Annotated in this window: 7 protein-coding genes; 5 read left to right on the top strand and 2 right to left on the bottom strand. The window is 62.8% G+C overall.

Features of this window, described 5'->3' with window-relative positions:
- The first annotated feature begins 96 nt into the window (after positions 1-96).
- The 3 genes from WLQ66_RS18670 (at position 97) to WLQ66_RS18680 (ending at position 5,116) form a co-directional block, all read left to right on the top strand.
- Positions 97-1,395, top strand: coding sequence for a hypothetical protein (locus WLQ66_RS18670; RefSeq protein WP_340547847.1), 1,299 nt, complete (start codon positions 97-99; stop codon positions 1,393-1,395).
- On the top strand, positions 1,392-2,309 hold the full coding sequence (locus tag WLQ66_RS18675) for a glycosyltransferase family 2 protein (RefSeq protein WP_340547848.1): 918 nt from the start codon (positions 1,392-1,394) through the stop codon (positions 2,307-2,309). Before WLQ66_RS18670 ends, WLQ66_RS18675 begins: the two co-directional genes overlap by 4 nt.
- A gap of 86 nt (positions 2,310-2,395) precedes the next feature.
- Positions 2,396-5,116: a glycosyltransferase family 4 protein gene (locus WLQ66_RS18680; protein WP_340547849.1), complete on the top strand. Its 2,721-nt coding sequence runs from the start codon at positions 2,396-2,398 to the stop codon at positions 5,114-5,116.
- A 175-nt stretch (positions 5,117-5,291) separates the two neighbouring features.
- Here WLQ66_RS18680 and WLQ66_RS18685 read toward each other — a convergent pair whose 3' ends face one another.
- Both WLQ66_RS18685 and WLQ66_RS18690 read right to left on the bottom strand, forming a co-directional pair.
- Positions 5,292-6,752, bottom strand: a complete 1,461-nt coding sequence (locus WLQ66_RS18685) for a calcium-binding protein (RefSeq protein WP_340547850.1) — start codon at positions 6,750-6,752, stop codon at positions 5,292-5,294.
- 886 nt (positions 6,753-7,638) lie between these two features.
- Positions 7,639-8,418: a sulfotransferase family 2 domain-containing protein gene (locus WLQ66_RS18690; protein ID WP_340547851.1), complete on the bottom strand. Its 780-nt coding sequence runs from the start codon at positions 8,416-8,418 to the stop codon at positions 7,639-7,641.
- Between the two features lie 423 nt (positions 8,419-8,841).
- On the opposite strand from WLQ66_RS18690, the gene WLQ66_RS18695 reads away from it, so the two are divergent.
- Together WLQ66_RS18695 and WLQ66_RS18700 are read left to right on the top strand one after the other, a co-directional pair.
- Positions 8,842-10,746 carry a type I secretion system permease/ATPase gene (locus WLQ66_RS18695; RefSeq protein WP_340547852.1) on the top strand — a complete coding sequence of 635 codons (1,905 nt, stop codon included), beginning with the start codon at positions 8,842-8,844 and terminating at the stop codon, positions 10,744-10,746.
- Positions 10,743-12,050 (top strand): HlyD family type I secretion periplasmic adaptor subunit, encoded by a 1,308-nt coding sequence (locus WLQ66_RS18700; RefSeq protein ID WP_340547853.1) that lies wholly within the window; start codon positions 10,743-10,745, stop codon positions 12,048-12,050. Before WLQ66_RS18695 ends, WLQ66_RS18700 begins: the two co-directional genes overlap by 4 nt.
- Positions 12,051-12,236: the final 186 nt, after the last annotated feature.

Below are 12,236 nucleotides of genomic sequence, written 5' to 3' on the forward strand. Positions count from 1 at the left end.
CTGCCGGGGCGGCGGCTTGGTCTGGACCCGTGCCGGATGTTAGAGTAGGGCTTGGGCGCTGGAAAACAAGGCTGATGCAGAAACGAGATGGAGCCGATGAGCGACAAGACCGGAGCCAGACCCAAGACGCTTGTGATTCACATCGGCGACCACAAGACCGGGACCACCACCATTCAGAACGCGCTGGCTGTTGGCAGCATTCAGCTGCATGACGCCAAGCTGCTGTACCCGGCCAAGCTCAACCATAATTACCTGACCGGGTTCATCACCAGCTATCGCAAGGGCACCCCCCTGCCCAAGCATCTTGAGGATCGCGATGGTCTGGAAGAGGTGGCGGCCCAGATTGCGGCCTCGGATGCGGATTATGCGGTGCTGTCCGCCGAGGCCTTTGAAAACATCCCGGCACCGGAATTCCACGATCTGGTCGAGACCTTCTTTCGCGGCTGCGCCGATCGTATCCATATCGTGGCCTATGTGCGCCCCCATGCGCAGCGGATCCTGTCGAGCTATGCCGAGCAGATCAAGATCGGCTGGTATCGCGACAGCATGCAGGACTTCTTTGACCACAATCTGCAAAATGGCCGGTTCCATTACGCGCCGCGCTTTGCCCAGTGGCGGGCGCTGTTCGGCGATGAGTTCACCCTGCGCCCGATGATCCGCAAGGAGCTGAAAAACGGTTCGGTACTGGATGATTTCGCCGAGGTGGCCTTTGACGGGCGGCCCTGCACGGTGGAGGAATTCGAGCCTGAAAACCAGGCCATGACCGTGCGCGAGCTGGCGCTGATGTATTTCCTGCAGGGCCAGTTCCAGGAGCAGGACCCCTGGCTGCGCCATACGCTGGGCTGGGAATTGTCGCGCCAGCTGGACCGTTCGCGCAGCGAGAGCGAGGCCAAGGTGCGCAAACTGGTGATGGCGCGGGATCTGGCCGAGGCCGCCACCGCCGCCTACCGCAGCGATGCCGAGATCATGGATCGCGAATTCTTTGGCGGCCGGCCGCTCCTGCGGAACGCGCTGCGCGACATGGAAAAACAATCCGCCCCGCGTGCGCCCTCGCTGGATCCGAGTCAGTTCTTCAGCCCCGAACATCTGCGCAATCTGACCGTCATGGCCAAGATCATCGAAGGTATGCTGGAACGGCAGGGCAAATGGCCCTCCTATTTCCACAGCCACCGGATCAAGGATATTGAGCGGCACAAGAATGCGCGTCTGGGGCTGGATGAAAATGGCGATCCGCTGGACCCCGAGGCGGAGATGCCGACCGTATCCGAGACCGCAGCGCCGCCCGCCACACAGAGCGCCGCCACCACATCTGACAGGCCGGCCCAGACACCACCGCCCGCCCGCGCCCTTGCACATGCCGCAGCCGCGGCTGCGCCACAGAAGGATCAGCCATGAATATCCGTTCCTCCCTTGCCGCGGTCATCGTGACCTATAACCGGCTGGACAAGCTGAAGCGCGTGATCGCCGCCCTGCAGGCACAGACCTGCCTTCCGGAACGGGTCTTTGTGATCGACAATGCCTCCACCGATGAAACCGGCAGCTGGCTGAGCCAGCTGCAGAAGGACGACCCCCGGTTTCAGCATGTGCGCCTGCCGGAAAACATCGGCGGCGCCGGTGGCTTTTACGAGGGCGCGCGGGTGGCCTATGAGGAAGGTTATGATTTCATCTGGTTCAGCGATGACGACGCCTATCCCGAGCCCAATGCCATTGAACTGCTGCTGACCGGCATCAAGGATTTCGAGGCGCGGTTCACCTGGCGGCCGTCTTTTGCCTGTTCGGCGGTGAAATGGACCAATGGCGATCTCTGCGAGATGAACACGCCCTCAACGGTCTGGGACTGGCCGCGGTTCTACAGCCCCGAGACGCCCTATTTCCTGGTCGGCTCCTGCTCCTTTGTCTCGGTGCTGGTGCCGCGTTGGGCGATCCAGAAACATGGCTTTCCGATCAAGGAATATTTCATCTGGTACGATGACGCCGAATACACCCAGCGTATCGCCAAATCTTATCCCGGTATCTACTGCCCTAACAGCGTGGTGGTCCATGATGTGCCGGAAAACAAGGGCGTGAACTATTCGCTGGTGAACCAGGCCAATATCTGGAAATTCCGCTATGGTGCGCGCAATGAGGCCTCGTTCCGCCGCCGCGAACAGGGCTGGGCCGGGGTGGCGGTCTTTGCCCGCGGGGTGCGGCGGCAGATGCGCCAGGGCAATGTGGAGAAATCGCTGCGCCGTGAGGTCTACAAGGCGATCTGGCAGGGCTGCTCCTTCAACCCGCCGATCATCCGCCCCGACCCCGATACCGGCGTCTGAGACGAGATCTGCCCGCAAAACCACCCGCAGCGCCGGATCCGCCGGACAGATGTATCACAGATCAAAAGGACAGGCAGGGAGCCCCCATGTCTCAGGACAGAGAGTATATCGATCAGGAGATCGCCCAGATCCGTTTCATTTATGAGACGCTCTACCCCGAGATCCCGGTCGAGGCCCATATGTGGTGGGAAGAGGCCAAGCTGCCGACCCCGGCGGTGCAGCCGCAGGATATGTCCTATGGCGCCGAGATGATGGCGCTGACCTATATCGGCAATCTGCGCACCGGGCCGCAGGAAACCCCGGCGCTGCCGGGCAAGCGGGTGTTTGTCACCATCCCCTCGCCGCGTCAGGTGGCGGTCCGCGAAAGTGCCGGCGGCGTGGCCTGGCACAAACGGCCGCGCAAATATCGCGCCATTCACGCGCTCTCGCCGATATTGGCGGAGCAGATGAAATACCAGATCGAGGCCCGGCGCTGGCGCAAGCTTCCCGCCCGGCATAAATTCTCCCGGCTGGCCTGTTCGCGTGGCATCTTCGAGACCCAGACGATGGCCCCTGAGGGGCGCCATGGCGGCAAGGAGCCGGCAATCCTGATCGGGTTGCACTGGCTGGATGTGGGCGGCGCCGAAAGCCTTGGCATCGACAGCATCCGCTGGGCGCTGGACGCCGGGTTGCGGGTGTTTGTCATGGTCGGGCAGGAAGGTCCCGAACGGCTGCTGGCTAAGCTGCCGGAAGATCCGCGCCTGCAGCTGATCCGCACCGATCGCTATCTGCCGCGCAGCCAGACCAGCGCCTTTGTCAGTCAGCTGATTGCGCAGGAAAACATCATCCTCACCCACAATCACCACTGTGTGCCGCTCTATGATGCGCTGCCGACGATCAAGTTGCGCCATCCGCATGTGGTCAATCTCGACAGCACCCATATCGTGGAATATGCCGATGGCGGCTATCCGCGGATTTCCGGTGTCTGGAGCAATTTTATCGACCATCACCATGTGATCAGCGGCGAGTTGGAGCGGTTCTACAAGGAACGCTTCCGGGTTTATGGCAGCAAGCTGGTGCTGGGGCGTCTGCTGGATGACAGCCGTCGCGGCGCTGACGTGGCGCCGGTGCGGATCCGCGCGGGCCAGACCCGCTGCCGCGTCGCCTTTGTCGGGCGGATGGTGCATCAGAAACGCCCGGTGGTGGCGCTGTCGATCATCCGGCGGCTGCGGGCCTGGGGCAAACGCAACGGCGTGGATTTCCGCTTTGATATGGTGGGCGAGGGCCCCTATCGCGGCGCGGTGGAACATCTTTTGACCCGCTACCGTCTGGCGGATGTGGTGCATCTGCATCCCGCAGGCACCGATGTGCCGGGCCTTCTGGGGCAGAGCGATATCCTCCTGGTGCCGTCCTCGAACGAAGGGCTGGCGCTGGTCTGCTATGAGGCGATCGAGGCCGGCTGTGTGCCGATCTGCTCCGATGTGGGGGCGCAGGCGGAGATCTGCCCGCCGGAGACGCTGGTGGCCTGGTCGCCCCTGCAGGCGGTGCGCGAGAGTGTCGCGGTGGTGCAGCGGCTGTTGCGCGAGGAGGGTTTTGCCGAGGGGGTGGAGGCCGGTCAGCGCGCCCGGATGCAGGCCTTGCAGAATGACCCCTCGGCGCGCGAGGTGCTGTCGCAGCTGTATCGTGATGCGCTGGCGGCGGTCGCGGCGGAGAGGCCGGGCAGCACACCTGCGGCGGCAGAGCGCCCCGTGCCCCCAAGCCCCTATCTGGAAAAAAAAAAGCGTAAGCTCTGGCTGCATATAGGGTCGCATAAGACGGGATCGACTTCGTTGCAGATCGCGCTGCGACAAGGCCAGATGCAACAGACCTTGGGCAGCTGGAGTTATCTGCATGCAAAGCCCCGGGTCGATTTCAACCCTCTCATCCGCAATCACAAGATGGGAGGGAACATGTATTCCGAATTGCGCTGGCCGTTTCTGGAGCGGCGCATGGCGGATGCGGATCAGCGGGAGTGTGGCGACTGTATCATCGCGACGGAAATGCTGTTCTGGCTGATGAACCCGAACGATATCCGGGCATTGCACAGGCGGCTGCGTGAGCATTTCGACGAGATCAACGTGGTGGCCTATCTGCGCCGTCAGGACACATTGGCGCTGTCGCACCGCAAACAGGTGATCCTGGGGCAGACGGCCTATCAGTTCTATGGCGCGCAGCTGCAGGCCTTGCCGGTCTATCGGCCGCATATGATGCGCTATTTCGACTATGCCACCAAGCTGGCGCGCTGGGAGGAGATGTTCGGGGCCGGGAATGTCACCGTGCGCCGCTTCCAGCGCAGCGATCTGGTGGGCGGCGACACGGTGCTGGATTTTTACAATCTGGTGGGGCTGACGCCGCCGGACAATCCGCCGCGTGACAACGAGGCCTGGTCGCGCAGCCAGATTCTGGCGGGGCTGTGGCTGCGTCAGCAGGGATTTCCCAAGAGCAGTTTTGAACAGATCCTGCGGGAGCTGCCGGAGGATGGGCCGTTGTTGCCGTCGCGGGCGGAGATGCAGGGCTTTCTGGCGCGGTTTGACGACATCAATCGCAGGCTCGCGCAGCGTTATGATCCCGAGGGGCCGGAGAGCTTCTTTGATCTGGAGTTCGACCGCTACCCGGAGGTGGCCAATGGTGGCCGCACAGCGGCGGGCGGGTTTGACGGTGATCCGGTGCTGACAAAAGAGCTGTTGCAGGAGCTGAAGGCCGGGGCCGAGGCGGAATGCGCCCGGCAGGATCTGGCGCGGGATCCGCTCAATACGGCGGATCAGCTGCTGGATCTGGTGGAGGCCTGAACCGGTCACCCACAGGAAAACGGGCGCTGGACCCTCCCCCCCCGCAGGGATCTGCGGGGGTTTTCTTTGCGCAGTGCAATCCCCCGGCAAAGAAACCAGCACAGACAACAGCGCTCCCGCGCAAAAGAAAAGGCCCCGCAAAGCGGGGCCTTCCCTAAGACTGTGACGGCGCGGATTAGGCGAAGTCGAAGTCGGATGCGTCCAGGTCTGCCAGGGTCAGGCTCGCCAGGGTCACGGTGGTGTCAGCATCGATATCGAGGACCACACCTGCGCTTGTCTGGTAAGCAATGGCCAGAACGTCGGCCAGGTCGTTGTAACCCAGACCTTCGACGTTCAGCTTGTCGCCAGTGGTGAAGTTGTTGATGAGGGTCGCACCGCTGTCGTCACGCAGGATGAAGGTGTCATCGTCTGCGCCACCGTCCATGGTGTCGTTGCCGAGGCTGACATACATCATGTCGGAGCCAGCGCCACCGTTGACGACGTCATCGCCAGCACCGCCGCGCAGTTCGTCGGCACCAGCGCCGCCGTCCAGATTGTCGTCGCCGTCACCGCCACGCAGTTCGTCGTCGCCAGTGTTGCCGACCAGGGTGTCTTCGCCAGCACCGCCGTTGATGACGTCGTTGCCTGCGCCACCGTCAAGGTTGGTGTCGTCGCCGTTGCCGCCGAAGAGGGTGTCAGCACCAGCGCCACCGGTGATGTCGTCTGCACCAGCGCCGCCACCCAGGGTGTTTGCATCGGTTGCAGTTGCACCAGTTACAATGATGGTGTCGGTGCCATTGCCGCCACGGATGACGTTGCTACCGGCGCCGCCGTCGAGCACGTCGTCGCCGTTGCCACCGATCAGGGTGTCATTGCCGAGACCTGCGGTAATGGTGTTGTCTTCATCGTTGCCGTTGAAGGTGTCGTTGCCCAGGTCTTCGCCGCCGAAGTCGGCGTTTTCGTCAACGTTGGCCGCTGCGCCTGTGCCAGCTTCCCATGTGTCGTCACCGGTGGTGAAGGGAATCTCTGCGGTATAGGTCACAGTGACGGTACGGGTTTCGGTGCCAGCTGCGTTTGCAACAACAACTTCGTAGGAGAAGGATGCGTCGTCACCAACGTTGCCCTGTGCGGCAATCGCTGCGGTGTTCGCAGTGAAGGTCACAGTCTGGGCACCGCTGTTGACGGTGAAAGCACCATCAGCGTTCACGAAGTTGCTGCCAACGGTTGCAATGTTCTGGCCGTCAACGCTGACGATGGATGCTGCGGTGAAGGCGTTTACTGCCGCGTCCGCACCGTCCCAGTCATAGCTGTTGATGGTGGTCAGGGTCGCTGCTGCGCCGCTGTTGACGGATGCGGGCTGGATGATGCCCTCGGACGCAACACCGGCTTCGATGGTCACGCCATCAGCCAGAGTGACAGAAGTGAAGCCTTCGGTCAGCGACGCGCCGGCAACAGTCCAGGTGTCGTTCGCTTCGTCATAGGCGAGAGTGGCAACCTGTGCGACAAAAGTGTCAGCCGCGTTGTTCAGGGTCAGCGTATCCGCACCACCGTTGCCGTCGATGCTGTTGCCGCCGATTGCGTCGGTCAGGGTGATTGTGTCATCGCTTGTGCTGCCTGCGACAACGGTCACACCAGCTGCTGCATTAATATTAGCCATTTTCTACTCCGTAGTAATGCTCGTCGATTTCTGCGAACAAACGCGCCTGCCTTATGCCCGCAAAGGTTTTACCGCTCTCTGTCTCTCTGGATGGGGGTCTGTTGTCAAGGAAACTTGCGCCAGAGGGGTCAGGAATTGCGGAGATGTCGAAATCGTGCCCTTCCCGCCACGCCGCGGGGGGAGGGCACGGCGGGGATTTCTGGTGGAGACACCCATTTTAAGGGTTGAAAAGGCGGAGTCTTTTTGCAAACTCTATGCCCCATAGGGGGTGCGTTGCGGCGGGCCTGCGGGAGCTATTGTGGAATGGCCTCTATTTTTGCGGTAGAACTTGACGTTTTGCGAAGATCCTGCGCATTTTGTTAACTCTTTGTTAATACATCCTATGAGGGTAGGGAATTCCTGACCCCTGCCATTCCCTCTCCTTCAGGGTGTGTGGTTTTTGCCACCATGGCCGGACAGGCTTTTCATTTATCAACATTCCGCCCCGGCGTTTTAAATGACGCGCGCGAATTCTTTCACATTTTATTCGCGCAAAGAGAGCTTTGATTTAAATTAATCGGCTTTTTTTGGGGTAATCTCCGCCATATGCCGTCGAGAGTTTCACTTTTTCCACACTACGCCCTTTGGTGTAGGAAGGTGGTAGCGCCCCGATGCGGGGAAAAACCGGTCAAATCCGGCCAGATCTGACGCAAGGGCAGCTGCGCGGACAGAGAATCTCTGGCCCGCTGCCGGGGCTGTGTCCCTGTTGGAGCAGGCCAGAGCAGGCCGGGGGAATCGCGAGGGCGGGCCGACTGGGGGCCGGCTGGGGGGGCGGTGGTTCGGGGCGGTCAGCAGACTGCCGGGGCTTGCGGCAGGCACATGCCCCGGGGTGGCCGCTGCAAGCCGGTCAGCCGTAGCAGCGGCTCACCAGCTGGTGCAGGCGGGCGTCGTTGCGGCTTTTCTCGCCGACGATATTGCGCACCGCATCGGGGATCTCTTCGGCGGCTTTTGCCGTGCTGCCGGTGTTCTCGCGATGCTCGGCCAGTTCGGCCGCAAGACCGTGGCTGCGGCGGAAATGCTGCAGGCTGGCGCCCAGATGTTCGGTCACGCCGATAAAGCTGTAGTAGCGGTTCAGCTTCTCCAGCGCGTGATCAAAGGAGTAGAAGGCGCCGGTCATCAGCGACAGCTGATAGTCCAGCGGCAGCGCCTGGGCATAGGCCTCCAGCGTCGGGTAGCGGGCGGCAAAGGCCTCGTGCTGGGGGTGTTTGTCGGAGGTGTTGTAGCGGTAGTTGGACACGAAGCGGTCCAGAGGATCGCGGATGATGGTGGCGCATTTCAGCGGCAGTTCCTGATGGCGCCAGTACATGACGTCGGACCATGCAAAATGCCCCATCAGCACCTGACGGCAGGGGTTGGCCTCATCGCTGCGCCGGTAGAGCGCCTTGCGCGTCTTGTTGCGGAAGGACTGGTTGGTGTTCTCCCAGGAGACCGGGTGAAAAATGTCAAAAGCCGCCTGCAGCGCCTTGCCCACCGACATGCCCGCGGTCTTGGGGATATGCATGAACAGGATCACGTCATTGGGGTCGTGATAGGCCTCTGGCGCCACCAGCCGGGGTGCAAACCGAGCCTCAAAGGCGGTCTCGGCAACGGTCTTGATACCGGAGGTCTGAGAGGAAACCTGTGACATGATAAGGGCTTGCTCCACGTTGGGCGGCAGGTGCCGGATGCGCTGTCGGGCCTTAGCGAAGGGGGGGCTGGATGTCAATCTGAGCAGCGGGGAGGCGGCCGGTTTGCGCCCCCCTGTGGCAGGGCGGCTGCCTGCGGGCGGCCAGTGATGCCGCGCCGCCGCGCCTGCCGCCTATTCTATGAGGAACCGGGAGAGCTGTTTGACAAGGCTCCGGCGGCTGTGCTTTTGACCCTGTGCAGAGATGCCCGGAGAACAGGGGCGCCCATCGCCATTGGCAGGAGCCATTGTGCATCCGGGCGTGTCCGGGCATATCCCCCTGATCCCGGCCCGCTCTGCCCAGATCTTTCTTGCGGGTGGCCGGGTCTCTTGGACTTCTTACTTTTGGTTGCCCGTCCGGGTGACCCAGACAAAGGCAATACGTCAATGGCACGCACCTCGGCACAGCAATCAGGATCGGCGCATAAGGCGGGGCTGGCTGAGATCCGCAAGGCCCGCAGGGGCAACCGCGGCGCCTTCTGGCTGATCGGCCTGTTCAGCTTCTTTGCCAATCTGCTGATGCTGACCAGCCCGCTTTATATGATGCAGGTCTATGACCGGGTGCTGGGCAGCCGCTCGCTGGAGACGCTGGTGGCGCTGACGGTGCTGGCGGGATTCCTGTTCCTGATCATGGGCATTCTGGATTACGTGCGCGGCCGGATCCTGGCACGGGTCGGGGCGCGGTTCCATGACCAGCTGGAAACCCGGGTGTTCAATGCGGTGCAGGACAAATCGGCGGCCGGCTTCAATGACGACATCGCCAAGGTGGGGCTGCGGGATCTGGAGGCGATGCAGAAGGCGCTCTCCTCTCCTATTGTTTCGGCCTTTTTCGATCTGCCCTGGACACCGCTGTTTCTGGGGCTGATCGCGGTGTTCCATCCGCTTCTGGGTCTGCTGGCGCTGATCGGCGGTGGCGTGCTGGTGGCTTTTGCCCTGGCCAATCAGATGATTTCCAAGGCGCCGGTCGAGAATGCCAGCATGATGGCCGCCTCGGCGCATCAGGTCTCGGACGGGATGCGCAACAATGCCGAGCTGATCCAGGGGCTGGGAATGCGCCGTGCGGCTTTTGCCAAATGGCGGATGCTGCGCAGCCAGGCGGTTGGATCTGAGCTGAGCGCGGCGGATATGACCGGTGGGTTCAGCACCGCCACCCGCACCTTCCGGCTGGCGCTGCAATCGGCGATGCTGGGCACCGGCGCCTATCTGGTGCTGACCGAAGGGCTGACACCGGGGGTGATGATCGCCTCCTCCATCATCATGGGCCGGGCTCTGGCTCCGATCGAGACGCTGATCGGTCAATGGGCTCTGGTGCAGCGCGCCCTGCAGGCGCAGGAGCGGCTGGCGCAGATGCTGAGCGAAACCCCGGAGCGCCCGGCGCCGATGAAGCTGGCCCGCCCGGCCGCCAAGCTGGAGGTACAGGGCGTGGCCCTGGTGCCGCCGGTGGCGCCGGGGCAGGTGGCCAAACCGGTCCTGCAGGGGCTGAATTTCAATATCCAGCCCGGGCAGGCGCTGGGGGTGATCGGGGCCTCGGGGGCGGGGAAATCCTCGCTGGCGCGGGCGCTGATCGGCGTCTGGCACCCGGTCTCGGGCAAGATCCGCCTCGATGGGGCGGCGCTCAATCAATATGACATGGATGATCTGGGCAGCTACATCGGCTATCTGCCGCAGCAGGTGACGCTGTTTGACGGCACCATTGCCGAAAACATTGCCCGGCTGTCGATGATGCCGGATCCCGATCAGGTGGTGGCTGCCGCCCGCAAGGCCGCGGTCCACGACATGATCCTGCAATTGCCGCAGGGTTATGACACGCCGGTGCGGGTGGCCAGCACCCGGCTGTCGGGTGGGCAGGTGCAGCGCATCGGCCTGGCGCGGGCCCTTTACGGCGATCCGGTGCTTCTGGTGCTGGATGAGCCGAACTCCAACCTCGACAATGAAGGCAGCCAGGCGCTGAACCTGGCGGTGGCCCATGCCAAACAGGACGGCCGTGCGGTGGTCATCATGGCGCATCGCCCGGCGGCGATTCAGCTCTGCGACCTGATCCTGATCCTCGACAACGGGGCGCAGCGGGCCTTTGGGGCCAAGGATGCGGTGCTGCGTGAGCATCTGCAGAACCCGCAGGCCGGCCAGCAGAAACCGGCCCCGAAACAAGCCCCGAAACCGGCTACAGTGCAGGTCGCAGCACAGGCAACAGAGGATGATGCGGCACAGCTGCCGCAGGAGGCAGCCACTTCGGCCCCGGAAACGCCGGTCCAGAAACAGCCGTCTCCGAAACAGGCAGAGGCAAAAGCATGAGCGATACATCCAAATCCTACCCGATCCGTGGGCTGACCATTGCCGGGCTGCTGGCGCTGGGGCTGCTTGTAGGCGGCATTGGCCAATGGGCGGCGACGGCGGAAATCTCCGGTGCGGTGATTGCCTCCGGTTCCATCAAGGTGGAGCAGAACCGGCAGGTGGTGCAGCACCCCTATGGCGGCGTTGTCGACGACGTGCTGGTGAGCGAGGGCGATCTGGTCGAGGAGGACGCGCTGTTGCTGCGGCTGGAGCCGTCGGAGCTGCTGGCCGAACGGCAGATCGTCGAAGGTCAGCTGGCCGAAACCCTGGCCCGGCGCAGCCGCTACAGTGCCGAACGCGACGAGGCCGAGGACATCACCTTTGCCGAGCTGCTGTTCGAGCTGAGCGGCACCCATGTGCAGACCGAAGAGCTGATCAACGGTCAGAAACGCCTGTTTGAAGCGCGCCTGGTCAATCTGCGCGCCCGCATCAGCCGCCTGCAGGAACGGATCGGCCAGATCCAGAGCCAGATCGACGGCATCGAGGCGCAGCAGTCGGCGCTGCAGGAACAGCTGGTGCTGATCGGCCAGGAGCTGGAAAACCAGCAGAGCCTGCTGGCACAGGGGTTGGCACAGTCCAGCCGGGTGCTGTCGCTGCAGCGCGAACAGTCACGGCTGCGCGGTCAGGCCGGGGCGCTGACCGCCCAGAAGGCCCAGGCCGAAGGGCAGGTGACCGAACTGGGTCTGGAGATCCTCAACCAGAAAAGCGCACGGCGCGAAGAGGCGATCACCACCCTGCGCGACCTGCAGGTGCGTGAGCTGGAGCTGATCGAACGGCGCAATGTGATCCTGCAGCGGCTGTCCCGGCTGGAGGTGCGCGCCCCGGTGGCGGGGGTGGTCTATGATCTCAATGTCTTTGCCCGCAAATCGGTGATCCGGGCGGCGGATCCGCTGATGTATCTGATCCCGCAGAGCCAGCCGCTGGTGATTTCGGCGCAGGTGGCGCCGTCGGACATTGATCAGGTCTATCTCAACCAGCCGGTCAGCCTGAATTTCTCCAGCTTCAACCAGCGCACCACGCCGACGCTGTTTGGCACGGTGAGCACGGTATCGGGCGATTCCTTTGTCGATCCGCAGACCGGGCGCAGCTATTACGTGGTCGAGGTGCGGCTGAACAAAGGCGAGGCCGCCCGCCTGCCCGAGGGCAATGTGCTGGTGCCGGGGATGCCGGTGGAGACCTTTATCCAGACCAACAGCCGCACGCCCTTTGCCTATCTGTTGCAGCCCTTCACCGATTATCTCAACCGCGCCTTCCGCGAGAGCTGAGCCTGTCTGCCCGGCTCTCGCCTCCCTCCTGCCGATCCGGACAGGGGGATATGCCGGGGGGACATGCGGGCGGAAAATCGGCTGCCACTCCGTCGCAACATGTTTTAGACTGACGCGACCCCGCGCCAAGATACCAGCAAGTTACCAGGGCGCGGCTGATCGCATGAGATTTAAGGATAGCAGATG

The organism is Phaeobacter sp. A36a-5a (assembly GCF_037911135.1).
GTDB classification, from domain to species: domain Bacteria; phylum Pseudomonadota; class Alphaproteobacteria; order Rhodobacterales; family Rhodobacteraceae; genus Phaeobacter; species Phaeobacter bryozoorum.